A 15,317-nucleotide genomic window follows, 5' to 3' on the forward strand; every position below is an offset into this window, starting at 1 on the left:
TGCGATGAGCGATGCCCGCGCCATCATTGCCGCGATCCGCGACGGGCACAGCCCCGGCGCAGATGACATTCGCTGGTTTGCGGCGGGCCTTGCCTCGGGTGCAGTCACCGATGCGCAGGCGGGCGCCTTTGCGATGGCGGTGCTGCTTAACGGGTTGACCGAAGGCGCGCGGGTGGCCTTGACGCTGGCGATGCGCGACTCGGGTCGCGTGTTGGCCTGGGATCTGCCCGGCCCGGTGGTGGACAAGCATTCGACGGGCGGCATCGGGGATTGCACCTCGTTGCTGCTGGCGCCGGCGCTGGCGGTTTGCGGTGTCTTTGTCCCGATGGTCTCGGGCCGTGGCCTGGGCCACACCGGCGGCACACTTGACAAGCTGGAGGCGATCCCCGGCTTTCGGACAGGTCTGGCCGAAGATCAGCTTCGCCGCCAGATCGCGCAGGTCCGCTGCGCCATTGTGGCTGCTACGGCCGAGATCGCCCCGGCGGACCGGCGGCTTTATGCCATCCGCGATGTGACCTCGACGGTCGAGAGCATTGACCTGATCACCGCCTCGATCCTGTCCAAGAAGCTTGCAGCCGGGCTTGGGGCGTTGGTGCTGGATGTGAAGGTCGGCTCGGGCGCCTTCATGCACGACATGGACCGGGCGCGGGCGCTGGCGCAGTCGCTTGTGGCCACGGCGAATGGTGCGGGCTGCAAGACCTCGGCGCTGATCACCGATATGGACCAGTCTCTGGCCCGCAGCGCGGGCAATGCGCTGGAGGTGATCGAGGTGATGGAGGTGTTGACGGGCACCCGTCCCAATGCGCGACTGTGGGATGTGACCTGCGCGCTTGGGGGCGAGGCGCTGGCGCTGGCCGGGGTGGCCACGGATGCGGCGGAAGGGCAGGGGATGATCGCCGAAGCGCTGGAAAGCGGGGCGGCGGTCGAGCAGTTCGGGCGGATGGTTGCGGCGCAAGGCGGGCCGGCCGATTTCGTGGACCGCTGGGCCGACCGCTTGCCTGCGGCGCCTGTGGTGCGCGATGTGACAGCCGCGCGGGACGGGGTGGTGGCGGCGATCGACGGCTTTGCCTTGGGTGAGGCGGTCGTCCATCTGGGCGGGGGGCGTCTGAAGGGCGATGACCGGATCAACCCGGCGGTTGGGCTTTCCGACATGGCGGGCATCGGGCAACAGGTGGCTGCCGGACAAGTTCTGGCGCAGGTGCATGCGGCGAGCGATGCCGAGGCTGACAGGGCACTGGCAACGGTGCAGGCTGCCTATCGTTTGGCCGACGGCGAGGTTACGCCCCCCGAATTGATCCGCGAAAGGATTGCAGGATGACGCGCGCTTTTCTGATCGTGCTCGACAGCGTCGGAATCGGTGGCGCACCTGATGCCGAGGCGTTCGGCGATGCTGGTTCCAACACGCTTGCGCATATTGCGCGCGAATGCGCAGCCGGGCGTGCCGAACAGGGGCGAAGCGGGCCTTTGCGCATGCCTGTGCTCGACGCACTTGGGCTCGGCGCGGCGGTGCGGCTGGCCTCCGGGGCTGAGGCGCCCGGTTTGGGGGTCACGCCGCAGGGGATGTGGGGGGCCGCAACCGAGGTGTCGAGGGGCAAGGATACGCCGTCTGGCCATTGGGAGCTGGCTGGCGTGCCAGTGCCGTGGGACTGGGGCTACTTCCCCGATACGGTCCCCGCCTTTCCGCAGGATGTGGTGGCCAAGGTGTGTGAGCTTGCCGGCGTGGACGGCATCCTTGGGAACTGCCACGCCAGCGGGACCGAGATCATCGACCGGCTTGGACCCGAGCATATGCGGACAGGACGGCCGATCTGCTACACCTCGGCTGACAGCGTGTTCCAGATCGCCGCGCATGAAGAGAGCTTTGGCCTGCCTCGGCTGATTGCGCTTTGTCAGGGTCTGGCGCCGATGCTGCATGCGATGAACATCGGGCGGGTGATCGCGCGGCCGTTCGTGGGCGCGCCCGGCCATTTCAGCCGCACGGCCAACCGCCGTGACTTTGCGATAGCCCCGCCGGCGCCCACACTGCTCGACTGGGCGCAAGGGGCCGGGCGGGTCACCCATGCGGTGGGCAAGATCGGCGATATCTTCTCGCATCGCGGCATCACGCACCTGCACAAGGGCAAGGATGACGCTGCACTTTTCGAACATCTTGACGGGCTTGCACGGGATGCTGAGCCGGGAAGTTTGACATTTGCGAACTTTGTCGAATTTGACAGCCTCTATGGCCACCGGCGCGACGTGTCTGGCTATGCGCGTGCGCTGGAATGGTTCGATACGCGCGCTGGCGCATTTCTAAACCGCCTGCAACCGGGGGATCTGGCGCTGTTCACCGCCGATCACGGCAACGATCCCACATGGCACGGCACGGAACACACGCGCGAGCGTGTGCCCGTCCTGATGTCCGGTCGCGGCGCGGGGCAGATCGGGCTCTGTGCTTTTGCCGATGTCGGTGCCTCGGTCGCGGCACATCTGGGCATTCCCGCGCAAGGGCCGGGAAGGAGCTTTCTGTGACACTTGCTGCCACGCCAAAGATCGAGTTGCACCTGCATCTGGAAGGGGCGGCCCCGCCCGCCTTCATCCGGGGCCTCGCGGCAGAAAAGCGCGAGGATATCTCGGGCATCTTTGATGAGAGGGGTGGTTACGCCATCCGCGACTTCTGGCATTTCCTGAAGGTGTACGAGGCCGCAACTTCGGTGATCCGGTCGCCTGAGGACTACCGCCGACTGACCCTTGCCGTTCTTGAGGAAAGCGCTGCAAGTGGCGTGATCTATTGCGAAACCTTCATCAGCCCCGACTTCTGCGGCGGTCGCGATCTTGTCGCCTGGCGCGACTACCTTGCCGCGATTGAGGATGCGGCGGCCGAGGCCGAGGCGAAGATGGGCGTCACCCTGCGCGCCATTGTCACCCCAATCCGCCATTTCGGCCCCGAGAAGGCGCGTGAGGTCGCGATCTGTGCCGCCGAGACGGCAGGGCGCTTTGTGACCGGCTTTGGCATCGGGGGCGATGAAAGGGTTGGCGAGCCTGAGGACTACGCCTGGGCCTTTGACTGCGCCCGCGAGGCGGGACTGGGCATCACCGCCCACGCCGGCGAATGGCGCGGGCCTGACCATATCCGCGCCACGCTTCGGGCCCTTCGCCCCTCGCGTCTGGGCCATGGCGTCCGCGCGATCGAGGATCTGGCGCTGGTCGATGAACTGGCCGAGCGCGGCACGGTGCTGGAGGTCTGCCCCGGATCGAACATCGCGCTTGGGCTTTATTCCGACTGGCGGCACCATCCGATCGGCAAGCTGTTTGATCGCGAGGTCAAGGTGACCGTATCGACCGATGACCCGCCCTTCTTTCGTACCACCATGAACCGTGAATGGGACCGTCTGGCCGATGCCTTTGACTGGGACACGGGGGTCTTTGCGACGCTGAACAAGACCGCGCTTGACGCGGCCTTCTGCGACCGCGACACCAAGGACATGATCGCCAAGAAACTGGAGGCCGCGCATGGCTGAGCATCTGACAGTCGTCAATCACCCGCTGGTTCAGCACAAGCTGACAATCATGCGCGACAAGGAAACCTCCACCGCGGGCTTCCGGCGGCTTCTGAAGGAGATCAGCCTGCTGCTGGCCTATGAGGTCACGCGCGAGCTTGAGATGACGACGACCCGCATCGAGACGCCGCTGGAGCCGATGGATGCGCCGACGCTGGATGGCAAGAAGCTGGCGCTGATCTCGATCCTCAGAGCGGGGAATGGCTTGCTGGACGGCATTCTCGAACTGATCCCGGCTGCGCGGGTGGGCTTCGTGGGCCTCTACCGTGACCCCGAGACGCTGCAGCCTGTGCAATACTACTGCAAGCTTCCGGATCATCTGGACGAGCGGATCTGCATTGTGGTCGATCCGATGCTGGCCACGGGCAATTCATCTGCGGCTGCAGTGGACTTGCTGAAGAAGGCGGGGGCCAGGAATATCCGCTTCCTTTGCCTCTTGGCCGCGCCCGAGGGGGTCGCGCGGATGAAAGAGGCACATCCCGACGTGCCGATCGTGACAGCCGCGCTGGATTCGCATCTGAACGACCATGGATACATCGTTCCCGGCCTAGGGGATGCGGGTGACCGGATGTTCGGCACAAAATAAGGGAAATCCGGCTTGCGTCACACGCCCATCTGGCGCATGCTTCCCGCCATCTGGATCAAAGGGGGCCTTATGTATCGCGTGATCGTTTCCGTTGCGCTGGCCGTGGGGGCGATGTCTGGCCCCGCCGCCTTTGCGCAGACGGAAGATGCGATACCCGCCCCTGCCGAGGTGCCGCCAGCCAGCTATGATGACGCAAGCTACGTCGACAGCCGGGGCTGCGCCTATGCCCGAGCTGCCGTGAATGGTGCGGTAACCTGGGTTCCCCAGCTTGGGGCGGATCGAAAACCGCTCTGCGGTCTGGCACCTTCGCTGCCTTTGCCGCCAAAGACCGAAGTGATGGAACCAGAGCCTCTCACCGTTGATCCGGCAGAGGCCGCAGTCGCGGCACCCGTGGCGCAGCCGGAGCCTGCCGCGGAACCGCCCGCGGCGCCCGAGGCCAAACCGGTGGCGGCCAAGAGTGCCCCCAAGGCTTCGGCACCGCGTCAGACCAAGTCGCTGGCCCGGCAAAAGTCCACGGCACCAAGGGTTGTCATTCAAGTACCTGCGACGGCCATCGTGAAGCGCCACGGCCTGTGGCGGCAGATCGAGATTCCGGGCAAGGCCCTGAACGTGAAGGCCATCGCCTCTGGCGTCTATGTGCAGGTCGGCGCCTACGGCCGAACTGCCAATGCCGATGTTGCGATAAGCAAGCTGCGCGCCGCAGGCTTGCCCGCTGCCAGCACCACTGCCCATAAGGGCGGTGCGCCGCTTTATCTGGTTCTGACGGGACCTTTCCCCGATGCGCCCGCCGCGCAGGATGGGCTGCGCCGCGCCCGCGCGGCCGGATTTACCGACGCGTTCATTTACTAGTCTTTCGGTGGTTTCACGAAGCAGGCGAAGACGAAGAGCAGAAAGACCCTGCCCCTGGGAGCAAATTCCCGGGGGCTTTTCTTTGCCCGCGCGATGATCTCAGTCGGCGCAGATCGATTGCAGGCCGATCCAGTCGCTGTCGGTCATCAGCGGGCGACGCTCGCCTCGGGCAAGGGGGTCCGCCTCGATCAGGGCTTGGGACGTGTTGCCGGTCGGATCAAAGGCTTTCGCATAAGGGGTAGAGGGCACGTCCGCTGCCGCAAAGCGCGCAAGCAGGGCGGCGTCAGGCACCGCAAGGGGCGGTGTGGTCAGCAGCGTGGACCCGTAGCCCGCGACAGACGCCGGATCGAGCTGCCCCGTGGTGAGCAGGCCGAATGTCGCGCGCAGCCCCGCATGGCGCAGAAGCGGAACCAGGGGATCATCCATGTCTGAACGCTCATCCTCGGCCAGCGCAAAGCCTGCCAGCACCTCGGGGCCGTCGGCCTTTTCAACAAGGTCACGGTGAAGCGTGATGATGTTTCCCGGCAGATGCAGGCTGCGGGCCTGACCGTCGCGCAGGATGTAAAGCCCCGGTGCCTCGGCCCCGAACAGGCGTGTCGCCAGACGCCGCAACGCCGCCTCGCCTGACGGATCAGCACAGGGGGCACCCGCCACCTTGCCCAGATCGTCCAGCGCCACGCGGCCGATAGCCAGCCGTGTCGTCTGAGGAACCATGGCGGCGGTGTGGTTCACCATCGCGCCCGGAACGAAGATCGCACCCAGAATGAGCACCAGTGCCGAGCCCGCAAGCATCAGGCTGCCACGAAGACGGCCCGGACGAGGGCGGTTTGAAGCGAGTGCGGCGCGCACCTTTTCCAACGCTTCGATCATCAACTTGTCGTCGATCTCCAGCGTTTCCAGTGCCTGGTGCCCCGGGGCATAAAGCGCAGGCATCTCGCCGGGGTTCAGCCTTACGACCGCAGGCAGGGACCAATGCGAGAGGGCGTTTTCACTGCGCGGATCGGCAATGGTCAGCGAGGCCTCGCCGAAGTTCACGATTACTTCGCGGCGCTGCAATTCCGGGGCTTCCCGCCACAGGCCGGTACTTTCCAGTTTCGTGAATTGCTTGAGCGCCGTGCTGCGCATGAATACCGTTTTGTCCCTTTTTCCGCAGCTTATCGGGAAAGGGAGAGGCGAACAACAGAGCATGCGCCCCGTTGTCGCCCCCCTGAAACTCTTGCACTGTCAGGCGGGTTCGCGGCCCTGCTGCGCCATCAGCTTTGCAACGGCGCGCAGTTCGAACTTCTGGATCTTGCCGGTGGATGTCTTGGGCAGATCGCAGAAAACCACCGCCTTGGGCGTGGCAAATCCGGCGAGCCGCGCGCGGGCGAACTTGATCAGCTCGTCCTCGGTTGCCGACATGCCGGGCTTCAGCTCGACAAAGGCGCAGGGCACCTCGCCCCATTTCTCGTCAGGCTTGGCGACGACCGCGACAAGGCTGACGGAGGGGTGGTGCATCAGCGCGCCCTCGACCTCGACCGACGAGACATTCTCGCCGCCCGAGATGATGATGTCCTTCGCACGGTCGGTGATCTTGAGGTAGCCGTCCGGCGTCTGGAAGGCGATGTCGCCCGACCGGAACCAGCCGCCGCGAAACGCATCGCGCGTGGCCTCAGGGTTCCGGTAGTAACCCTTCATCACCATGTTGCCGCGCAGGGCTATCTCTCCCAGATGGGCGGCATCGCGGGCGACGGGCTGGCCGTGGGTGTCATGGACCTCGGCACCCTCAAGCATCGCCATGGCAACGCCGGTGCGCGCCTTGAGCGCGGCGCGCTCCTCTCCGGCCGTGCGCTCCCAGTCGGGGCGCCACAGGCATTCGGTCGAGGGGCCATAGGTCTCGGTCAGGCCATAGACCTGCGTGACGTTGAACCCGAGCGGCTCGATCGCGGCAAGTGTGGCGGCGGGGGGCGGGGCGCCTGCGGTAAAGACCTGCACCACATGGTCAAAGGGGCGGCGGTCTTCGTCGCGCGCGTTGATGATGGTGTTGAGCACGATCGGCGCGCCGCCGAAATGGGTGACGCCCTCATCCGCGATGGCATCATAGATTGCCTTGGCCGTGACATCGCGGCAGCAGACAAGCGTGCCACCCATCATGGGCACCAGCCATGGCTGCACCCAGGCATTGCAGTGAAACATTGGCACGATGGTCAGGACCACAGGGAAAAGCTGCATCTGCCAGGCGATGACATTGGCCATGGTCGCGAGGTAAGCGCCGCGATGGTGATAGACGACACCCTTGGGCCGCCCGGTCGTGCCTGATGTATAGTTGATGGCAAGGCTTTCCCATTCATCCTGCGGCATGATCCACGGGAAGTCAGGGTCGCCCTCGGCCAGAAACGCCTCATATTCCAGATAGTGGCCCGATGATGTGTGACCGCTCTCCTGATCGGTGACCTCGATGATCTGGGGTGCGAGACCTTCCATCTTCTTGATCGCGGCCTCGGCCAGCGGAACGAGCGCGCTGTCTACCAGAACGATCCGCGCTCCGGCGTGGCCAAAGATATAGCCGACCGTATCGGCATCCAGCCGGGTGTTGATGGTGTTGAGCACCGCCCCGCAGGCCGGCACGCCAAAATGCGCCTCTGCCTGAGCGGGAAGGTTTGGCAGCAGCGTCGCGACCACATCGCCGGGATTGATGCCACGCCGGACCAGGGCCGAGGCAAAACGGCTGACGCGCGCGGCATATTCGGCATAGCTGACGCGGCTTGACCGCCACGCCAGCGCGGTGCGGTCGGCATGCACATCGGCCGCGCGTTTCAGGTGCGAGAGGGGCGTCAGTGGCACGTAATTGGCAGGCGTCTTGTCCAATCCACTTTCATCTGCGAGCCATCCCATGTGTCCCCCCCTTCCGAACTGATCGGATCATGTCGTTTTCCGGCGCGCAGCATGGGGCGGGTTTGCGGCAAAGAAAAGGGCAGCGAAAGGAAATTGCGCAATGACATCCGCTAACATTTCATCCTTGCCCGACAGGACGCTTGCCGCAGCCGCACTCGTCCTTGGCTATGCGGTGATCATCGGCTTTACCGACAACTACGTCAGGGTCATTGCAGAGGAGGGGGGGCTCTGGCAGTTCCACGCCACGCGGTCGGTCATGGCATGGATGATCCTGCTGGCGCTACTGGTGCCGATGGGGTTGCGGCTGCGCCCGCGTAACTTGCGTGCGGTTGTTGCGCGCTCGGCCATTCACGGCAGCGGGATGCTGATCTACTTCGGCGCGTTGGCTTTCCTGCCGGTCGCGCTGGTCGCGGCAGGACTGTTCACCGCGCCGATCTTCGTGCTGCTGATCTCGGGGTTCGCCTTCGGTCACCACATCGGGCCGGTGCGCATCGCGGCTGTCGCGGTGGGCTTTGTCGGCGTCGTCATGGTGCTGGGGCCGCAGGCACTGGGCGGTGCAAGCCTCGCGGCAATTCTGCCGGTGGCGGCAGGTGCGCTCTATGCGTTGGGGAACGTCGCAACCCGTGAGTGGTGCGCAGAAGAGACGGCAGAGACCTTGCTGGGCGGCTTCTTTCTGGCGCTTGGTGTGCTGGGCGCCATTGGCATGGCTGTGCTGTCGGTCTGGCCGCTCGATGTGCCCGAGGGACCTGCGGGCTTTGTGATGCGAGGTCCGGTCTGGCCATCGGGGACGTTCCTGTTCTGGACCTTCGTGCAGGCGGCGGGCTCGCTTCTAGGCGTGGGCATGATGATCCGCGCCTACCAACTGGCCGACGCCGGACGCGTATCGGTGTTCGAGTACGTAATCCTGCCTGCATCGGCAGCCTGGAGCTGGTTGATCTGGGGCGAAACGCTGACCCCGCTGGCGATCGCCGGGATGGTGCTGATTGCCGTCGCCGGCATGATGATTGCGCTGCGGGCGCGGTCACAGGGAAACTGAATACGTTGGTTCGGGGGGCTGTCTGCCCCCCGCTCGCCTGCGGCGATTCCCCCCGAGGATACTTGCGAAAAGAAGAAGAGGGGGGCTCAGCCCTCGACCGCCTCGCGCCAGTGGCGGCGGCAGAGGCTCTGGTAGGTTTCGTTGCCGCCGATCTGCACCTGTTCGCCTGCGGTCAGGGCGCGGCCATCGGCGCCGCGGCGGATGACCATGGTGGCCTTCTTTCCACAATGGCAGATGGTGCGGACCTCACGCATTTCATCAGCCCAGGCCAGAAGTGCGGCCGAGCCGGGAAAGAGGTTGCCCTGAAAGTCGACCCGCAGGCCGTAGCACATGACCGGCACGCCGAGGTCATCGACCGCGCGCGCCAGCTGCCAGACCTGTTCCTTTGACAGGAACTGCGCCTCGTCGATGAAGACGCAGGCGACAGGGCCACTGCCAAGGCGGGTGGCGAGCATTGCAAACAGATCATCGTGAGGGGTGAACGGGTCGGCATCCTCGGCGATGCCGATGCGGCTTGCGATGCGACCGGGGCCTGCCCGATCATCCAGACGCGCCGTCAGCAGGTAGGTCTGCATCCCGCCTTCGCGGTAGTTGTGCGAGGCTTGAAGAAGCGCGGTCGACTTGCCCGCGTTCATGGTGGAGTAGTGAAAGTAGAGCTTTGCCATGGTGCGCCCGCGATAGCGCAGAACCCCCGGCGCGGGCAAGCCGTGCCGAGGGTGAATTCAGGCGCGGGCAAGCCGCGCCGGTATGGCGATCAGGGACGCGGGCCGCTGCGTCCCGCAGGTTTCGCCCCGCCGGCCGAGCGGCGCGGCGCAGCTGTGCCGCCCTGCGGCTTCGGGTTGGCAGACTTGGGACGCGCGTCGGGCTGTCCCTGCGGGCGCGGGCCATCTGCACGGGCACCCTGGGGCTTGCCGGGGCGCGCAGATTGCCCCTGCGGCCGACCGCCCTGTCCTTGCAGCTTGCGGCCCTGCGGACGCGCGGGCTTGGCCGCCTTCACCATGTCCATCGCCCAAGGCGCACCACCCAGAACCGGCAGCGGCTTCTTCAGAAGCGTCTCGATGTCACGCAGCTCTTCCATCTCGGCCGGGGCGCAGAAGCTGACCGAGGCGCCATCAGCGCCTGCCCGCGCGGTCCGGCCAATGCGGTGGACGTAGTTGTCGGCCACGTTCGGCAGGTCATAGTTGTAGACGTGGCGCACCAGCGGAATGTCGATGCCACGGGCCGCCACATCGGTTGCGACGAGCACATCGAGTTCGCCCGCACGGAAGGCCGACAGGATCGCCTCGCGCTGGTTCTGGCTGCGGTTGCCGTGGATGGCGCCTGCCTTGAAGCCCCATTGCACCAGAACCTTGGTCAGCTTGTCAGCGCCATGCTTGGTGCGCGAGAAGGCAATCGCGGCCTCACCGGGATGTTTCTTGAGGTATTCTTCAAGCAGGCGCGCCTTGTCGCCCTGCGGGGTGAAGTGCACGCCCTGCGTGATCCGCTCAACCGGCTTGCCCGGAGGCGCCACCTGCACGCGGATCGGATCGCGCAGATAGGTCTCGGCGATCTCTTCGATGTCCTTGGGCATGGTGGCCGAGAACAGGAGCGTCTGGCGCTTGACCGGGATATGCTTGGCAATGGTGCGCAGCGCGTGGATGAAGCCCATGTCGAGCATATGGTCGGCTTCGTCCAGCACCAGATAGCCGCAGCGTTCAAGCATCACTGCGCCACGGTCGAGCAGGTCGATCAGACGACCCGGAGTGGCGATCAGAACGTCCGACCCCTTGGCCAGTCGGTCGGTCTGCTTGTTGATGGACGCGCCGCCCACCACCATCGTCAGCTTGACGGGAGTACCCTTGGTGAAGGCAAAGAGGTGATCGTGGATTTGCTGAACCAGTTCCCGCGTGGGCGCAAGGATCAGCGCCCGCACATGGCGCGGGCCCGGCGGATGGGTGTTGTCAAGGATGCGGTGCAGAAGCGGCAGGCCGAAAGCTGCGGTCTTGCCAGTGCCGGTCTGGGCAAGGCCCATCAGGTCGCGGCCCTGCAGAACATGCGGGATGGCCTTCACCTGAATGGGTGTCGGCATGTCGAATTTGGTCGCCTCAAGCGCCTTGATCAGCTTCGGCGAAAGGCCGAGGTCGGCAAACGTAGTCATGAATCTGTCTTTCCGGCAGACGAATGCCTGCCATTGGCCCGCTTTGCGGGGCCGTGAAGGGGCGGGACCGGCCTCGCCTTCGGGGCGAATCCCCAAAGGCCGTCAGCCCGCGGCGCCCCTGCGTGATGGTGGGAACCACACCCCGACGTCCCATTCAGGCTCACGCGGCCGGACGGCGGGGGTTGAATGGGCAGATGGGGCAGGGCGGGGCAAAAGTCAAGGGAATTCCCCCGATCGGTCTTGGCGATCACTGACCCCAGATGCGGGCCTCGGCCAGTTCGACCGAGTTTCCGGCGGGATCGCGCAGGTAGATCGACCGGCCACCACCCGGCCAGTCATGCTCATGCTCGATGGTTTGGCCTCTGGTCTGAAGCTGCGTTTTCCAAGCGTCCAGGTCGGCCGCCGTATCCGCGCGAAAGCACACATGGCCCGCCCCTTGCGCGCCATGTGCGGGGATGCCGTGCTGCTGCGCAGGGTCCGACGAGGGGCCGGGCGCAAAGATCAGAAGCATTTGCTGACCGCACCGCAGGAAGTTGAACCTGCCCGGCACGGCACGCGTTTCGGTCAGCCCAAGCACCTCTACATAGAACGCGGCGCAGGCTGCGGGGTCATCGGCGTAAAGCACCGTCTCCAGTATGGCCGTTACCCGCATGACGCCCCCTTTTCCGGGCCGCGATCAGTCCCGCGTGCCCGCGAACTTCTGCTGCCACTCTGCCCGTTCCTCATCCGTGATCTTGCGGAACAGGTTCTCCGGCACGGCGAAGGCATGGCCCGGCGGCAAGGCGCGCAGCGCGGCCCCGGCGTCGGTCGGCCAGGACCAGTCGTCAGACCCCATAGCCGACATCATCGCCTGCGCCGCATCGGGTATGAACGGCTGCGAAAGGATCGCATAAAGACGGATCAGGTTCAACGACAGGCGGATCATCGCCTCGGCCCGCGCCGGATCGGTCTTGACCGCGCTCCAGGGGGCGGCGGACTGCAGGTATTCGTTGCCCACCACCCAGATCGCCCGCAACTCGGCAGCGGCCTTGCGGACCTCCATCTGGTCCATGCAGCGCTCATAGTCGCGGATGCGCGCGCCCAGATCGGCGATGAGTGCGGTTTCCTGCGGGCCGAACTCGCCCCCCGCGGGGACCGTATCGCCCAGCTTCGATTTGGCGAATTTCGTCACGCGGCTGACAAAGTTACCCAGAACGTCGGCCAGATCCTTGTTCACGGATGCCTGGAAATTGTCCCAGGTAAACTCGCTGTCGGCCGATTCCGGGGCGTGCGACAGCAGCCACCAGCGCCAGTAGTCGCTGGGCAGGATCGACAGCGCCTGATCCATGAACACCCCCCGCCCGCGCGAGGTAGAGAACTGGCCGCCATCATAGTTCAGATAGTTGAAGGACTTGAGGTAATCGACCATCTTCCACGGCTCGCCCGAGCCGAGGATGGTCGCCGGGAACGACAACGTGTGGAAGGGGACGTTGTCCTTGCCCATGAACTGATAGTAGGTCACGTCGTCCGCGCCCTTGTCGGTGCGCCACCAGCGTTCCCAGTCGGCCTCTGACTTGCCATTCGCATCTGCCCATTCGGCGGTGCCCGCAATGTATTCGATCGGCGCATCGAACCAGACGTAGAAGACCTTGCCCTCCATCCCCGGCCACGGATCATTGCCTTTCATCACCGGGATGCCCCAGTGCAGATCGCGGGTGATGCCGCGGTCCTGCAGCCCGTCGCCATCGTTCAGCCATTTCTTGGCAATCGAGGTGGTCAGGATCGGCCAGTCGGTCTTTGAATCGATCCAGGCCTCGATCTTGTCCTTCAGCGTGCGCTGCATCAGGTAGAGGTGCTTGGTTTCCCGCACCTCGAGGTTGGTCGAGCCCGAGATGGTCGAATGCGGGTTGATCAGATCGGTCGGGTCAAGCTGCTTGGTGCAGTTGTCGCACTGGTCGCCCCGCGCACTGTCATAGCCGCAGTTGGGGCAGGTGCCCTCGATATATCGGTCGGGCAGGAAGCGGCCATCGTCGACCGAATAGACCTGACGCTCGGTCACTTCCCGGATCAGGCCGTTCTCGGCAAGCTTGCCGGCGAAATGCTGGGTCAGACGGTGGTTGCGCTGGCTGGAAGAGCGACCGAAATGGTCAAACGACAGGCGGAATCCGGCGGCGAGCTCTTTCTGCACCTCGTGCATCTCGGCGCAGTATTCGGCGACTGGCTTGCCGGCCTTGGCGGCGGCGAGTTCGGCCGGGGTGCCGTGTTCGTCGGTGGCGCAGATGAACATCACCTCATGCCCGCGGGCGCGGTTGTAGCGGGCGAACAGGTCGGCGGGCAGCTGGCTTCCCACAAGGTTGCCCAGATGCTTGATCCCGTTGATGTAGGGAATCGCCGAAGTGATGAGAATCCGTGCCATGCGCCTGTCCCCTTGCCGTGCAGGGGGCTGTTTAACGCTGCTCGCGCGCAGGGAAAAGGGTCTTTGGGACAGGGGTCAGCCGCCCGCGCGCTGGATGCGGGCCAGAATGTCGAGCGTAATCACATCGCCAACCATCCCCGCCCAGCCGTCGGCGCCAAACGCCGAGCGGCTGACCTGCCCGCGCAGCGCAACGGTCAGCCGCGAAAAGTCATCCTCTGCCGCCCCGCTCTGGCGCAGGATGCGGCCTCGCAGGACAACGGGCCGGGTCACGCCCCGCAGGGTCAGTTGGCCGCCGACCTCGACTGCAGATGGGTCGCCACGGACGCTTTCACTGACAAATCGCGCTTCGGGAAAGCGGCGGGTGGCAAGCACGCTTTCGCCGCGCATCGCCTCTGCCGCCAGAAGCGAGCTCGCCTTGACGCCGGCCACGTTCAGCGTGACATCGATCTGGCTGCGCGCGGGCTTTTCGACGTCGATCACGACGCTGGCCGAGCGGATCGGGAATGTGCCGGTGATCGGTTGGCCGTCGGATGGAGCGGAGAAGGCAACGCGCGATGCCTCTGCCTGCAGCAGGTATCGTTCGGGTGCGGCCCAGACAGGGACGGCGGAAATCAAAGCCAGAACAACGCCCAGAGTGCCTACGGCTTTCATGACTTTTCTCCCTTGGGCCCCAGCCTAAGCCCCTTTTGCCCTGCATGCACGCACGTTTGAGTGATGGGATGCTGCGACACCCCTTGTTCACCCCGGCCAAGGCGCTAGGCTTCGGGGTGACAGGAGACTGCAATGAAAAAGATCCCGCTTGGCCGTTCTGGCCTGACCGTATCCGAATACTGCCTTGGCACGATGACATGGGGCACCCAGAACACCGAGGCCGAGGGGCATGAGCAGATGTCCTATGCGCTGGAACACGGCGTCACCTTCTGGGACACGGCCGAAATGTATCCGGTCAACCCCGCGCTGGTCGAAACAGCCGGGCGCACCGAAGAGATCATCGGGACCTGGTTTGCAGCCAACGGCGGGCGCGACAAGGTGGTGCTTGCCACCAAGATCGCGGGCGAGGGGGGCTTGCACCCCGAAGGGATCACGGCGGCCAGCTTTACCGCCGCCCTCGATGCCTCGCTGAAGCGGTTGCGGACGGATTACATCGACCTCTACCAATTGCACTGGCCCAACCGGGGCAGCTATCACTTCCGCCAGAACTGGAATTATCGACCCAAGACCAACCGGGCGGGCACGCTGACCCATATGGAAGAGGTGCTGCGCGCCGCGCAGGCAGCGGTCGCTGCGGGCAAGATCCGGGCGGTCGGCCTGTCAAACGAATCCGTCTGGGGGGCCGCGCAATGGCTGCGGCTGGCCGACGAATGCGGACTGCCGCGGATGGTGTCGATCCAGAACGAGTATTCGCTGCTGCATCGCCAGTTCGATACCGACTGGGCAGAGCTTTCGGCGATGGAGGATGTGCCGCTGCTGGCGTGGTCGCCCTTGGCTACGGGGATCCTGTCTGGCAAATATGCGGGCGATGTGACGCCAGATCACACGCGACGTGCGGTCAACCCCACGCTGGGTGGGCGGATCACGCATCAGTTGTTCGCCGCCGTATCGGCATATCTGGGGCTTGCGCGGGAGCACGGGCTGGATCCCTGCCAGATGGCGCTGGCCTTCACCCGGACGCGGCCGTGGCCGTGTATCCCGATCATCGGGGCGACGAGCCTTGCGCAGTTGAAGACGAATATAGCGGCGGCCGAACTGCGCCTTACGGATGAAGTGCTTTCCGGCATCAATGCGATTTATCGCGAGTATCCAGCACCGTTCTGACACCATATCTTGCGCTTCCTGTGGTTTTGTAGCCAATAGGCACAAACTTCGGGGAAGGGCATGACATGCGTGTGCGACGGTTCGGC

At 65.0% G+C, this 15,317-nt stretch carries 14 protein-coding genes; 7 read left to right on the forward strand and 7 right to left on the reverse strand.

Features of this window, described 5'->3' with window-relative positions; genetic code table 11:
- The first annotated feature begins 4 nt into the window (after positions 1–4).
- From FQU74_RS03740 to FQU74_RS03760, 5 genes are read left to right on the forward strand one after another with little or no spacing between them, the layout of a single operon-like run.
- On the forward strand, positions 5–1,318 hold the full coding sequence (locus FQU74_RS03740) for a thymidine phosphorylase (RefSeq protein ID WP_146285088.1): 1,314 nt from the start codon (positions 5–7) through the stop codon (positions 1,316–1,318).
- Positions 1,315–2,511: a phosphopentomutase gene (locus tag FQU74_RS03745; RefSeq protein WP_146285089.1), complete on the forward strand. Its 1,197-nt coding sequence runs from the start codon at positions 1,315–1,317 to the stop codon at positions 2,509–2,511. Before FQU74_RS03740 ends, FQU74_RS03745 begins: the two co-directional genes overlap by 4 nt.
- Positions 2,508–3,500 (forward strand): adenosine deaminase, encoded by a 993-nt coding sequence (locus FQU74_RS03750; RefSeq protein ID WP_146285090.1) that lies wholly within the window; start codon positions 2,508–2,510, stop codon positions 3,498–3,500. Before FQU74_RS03745 ends, FQU74_RS03750 begins: the two co-directional genes overlap by 4 nt.
- Positions 3,493–4,125, forward strand: coding sequence for a uracil phosphoribosyltransferase (upp, locus tag FQU74_RS03755; RefSeq protein WP_146285091.1), 633 nt, complete (start codon positions 3,493–3,495; stop codon positions 4,123–4,125). The genes FQU74_RS03750 and upp overlap by 8 nt, the downstream gene beginning before the upstream one ends.
- A gap of 36 nt (positions 4,126–4,161) precedes the next feature.
- Positions 4,162–4,974 carry an SPOR domain-containing protein gene (locus FQU74_RS03760; RefSeq protein WP_158635524.1) on the forward strand — a complete coding sequence of 271 codons (813 nt, stop codon included), beginning with the start codon at positions 4,162–4,164 and terminating at the stop codon, positions 4,972–4,974.
- 99 nt (positions 4,975–5,073) lie between these two features.
- Here FQU74_RS03760 and FQU74_RS03765 read toward each other — a convergent pair whose 3' ends face one another.
- Complete coding sequence (locus FQU74_RS03765; protein WP_146285093.1) at positions 5,074–6,099, reverse strand: hypothetical protein; 1,026 nt, start codon at positions 6,097–6,099, stop codon at positions 5,074–5,076.
- Between the two features lie 99 nt (positions 6,100–6,198).
- Positions 6,199–7,848: an AMP-binding protein gene (locus tag FQU74_RS03770; RefSeq protein ID WP_146285094.1), complete on the reverse strand. Its 1,650-nt coding sequence runs from the start codon at positions 7,846–7,848 to the stop codon at positions 6,199–6,201.
- A gap of 100 nt (positions 7,849–7,948) precedes the next feature.
- Here FQU74_RS03770 and FQU74_RS03775 point away from each other — a divergent pair, with 100 nt between their 5' ends.
- Positions 7,949–8,884, forward strand: a complete 936-nt coding sequence (locus FQU74_RS03775; RefSeq protein WP_146285095.1) for a DMT family transporter — start codon at positions 7,949–7,951, stop codon at positions 8,882–8,884.
- Positions 8,885–8,970: 86 nt separating this feature from the next.
- Here the strand turns inward: FQU74_RS03775 and FQU74_RS03780 are convergent, their stop codons facing one another.
- From FQU74_RS03780 to FQU74_RS03800, 5 genes are all read right to left on the reverse strand, one after another.
- The gene (locus FQU74_RS03780) at positions 8,971–9,549 is read right to left on the reverse strand and encodes a thymidine kinase (RefSeq protein ID WP_146285096.1); all 579 of its coding nucleotides are present in this window, start codon (positions 9,547–9,549) and stop codon (positions 8,971–8,973) included.
- A gap of 89 nt (positions 9,550–9,638) precedes the next feature.
- A complete protein-coding gene (locus FQU74_RS03785; protein WP_146285097.1) occupies positions 9,639–11,021 on the reverse strand; it encodes a DEAD/DEAH box helicase in 1,383 nt (460 codons plus the stop codon).
- Between the two features lie 247 nt (positions 11,022–11,268).
- Positions 11,269–11,673, reverse strand: a complete 405-nt coding sequence (locus FQU74_RS03790; RefSeq protein ID WP_146285098.1) for a VOC family protein — start codon at positions 11,671–11,673, stop codon at positions 11,269–11,271.
- 24 nt (positions 11,674–11,697) lie between these two features.
- Complete coding sequence (gene metG, locus FQU74_RS03795) at positions 11,698–13,416, reverse strand: methionine--tRNA ligase (protein ID WP_146285099.1); 1,719 nt, start codon at positions 13,414–13,416, stop codon at positions 11,698–11,700.
- 75 nt (positions 13,417–13,491) lie between these two features.
- A complete protein-coding gene (locus FQU74_RS03800; RefSeq protein WP_146285100.1) occupies positions 13,492–14,067 on the reverse strand; it encodes a YceI family protein in 576 nt (191 codons plus the stop codon).
- Between the two features lie 132 nt (positions 14,068–14,199).
- Between FQU74_RS03800 and FQU74_RS03805 the strand changes: the two genes are divergently transcribed.
- Positions 14,200–15,231 (forward strand): aldo/keto reductase, encoded by a 1,032-nt coding sequence (locus FQU74_RS03805; RefSeq protein WP_146285101.1) that lies wholly within the window; start codon positions 14,200–14,202, stop codon positions 15,229–15,231.
- Positions 15,232–15,317 lie beyond the last annotated feature (86 nt).

Source organism: Gemmobacter aquaticus, from assembly GCF_007859075.1.
GTDB lineage: Bacteria > Pseudomonadota > Alphaproteobacteria > Rhodobacterales > Rhodobacteraceae > Gemmobacter > Gemmobacter aquaticus.

What these genes read in the sequence shown, in the direction of transcription:
- FQU74_RS03790 (WP_146285098.1), bottom strand. Translation starts at nt 11,673, where the DNA reads ATGCGGGTAACGGCCATACTGGAGACGGTGCTTTACGCCGATGACCCC.
- FQU74_RS03780 (WP_146285096.1), bottom strand. Translation starts at nt 9,549, where the DNA reads ATGGCAAAGCTCTACTTTCACTACTCCACCATGAACGCGGGCAAGTCG.
- FQU74_RS03785 (WP_146285097.1), bottom strand. Translation starts at nt 11,021, where the DNA reads ATGACTACGTTTGCCGACCTCGGCCTTTCGCCGAAGCTGATCAAGGCG.
- upp (WP_146285091.1), top strand. Translation starts at nt 3,493, where the DNA reads ATGGCTGAGCATCTGACAGTCGTCAATCACCCGCTGGTTCAGCACAAG.
- FQU74_RS03760 (WP_158635524.1), top strand. Translation starts at nt 4,162, where the DNA reads ATGCTTCCCGCCATCTGGATCAAAGGGGGCCTTATGTATCGCGTGATC.
- FQU74_RS03800 (WP_146285100.1), bottom strand. Translation starts at nt 14,067, where the DNA reads ATGAAAGCCGTAGGCACTCTGGGCGTTGTTCTGGCTTTGATTTCCGCC.
- FQU74_RS03745 (WP_146285089.1), top strand. Translation starts at nt 1,315, where the DNA reads ATGACGCGCGCTTTTCTGATCGTGCTCGACAGCGTCGGAATCGGTGGC.
- FQU74_RS03805 (WP_146285101.1), top strand. Translation starts at nt 14,200, where the DNA reads ATGAAAAAGATCCCGCTTGGCCGTTCTGGCCTGACCGTATCCGAATAC.
- FQU74_RS03775 (WP_146285095.1), top strand. Translation starts at nt 7,949, where the DNA reads ATGACATCCGCTAACATTTCATCCTTGCCCGACAGGACGCTTGCCGCA.
- metG (WP_146285099.1), bottom strand. Translation starts at nt 13,416, where the DNA reads ATGGCACGGATTCTCATCACTTCGGCGATTCCCTACATCAACGGGATC.
- FQU74_RS03740 (WP_146285088.1), top strand. Translation starts at nt 5, where the DNA reads ATGAGCGATGCCCGCGCCATCATTGCCGCGATCCGCGACGGGCACAGC.
- FQU74_RS03770 (WP_146285094.1), bottom strand. Translation starts at nt 7,848, where the DNA reads ATGGGATGGCTCGCAGATGAAAGTGGATTGGACAAGACGCCTGCCAAT.
- FQU74_RS03765 (WP_146285093.1), bottom strand. Translation starts at nt 6,099, where the DNA reads ATGCGCAGCACGGCGCTCAAGCAATTCACGAAACTGGAAAGTACCGGC.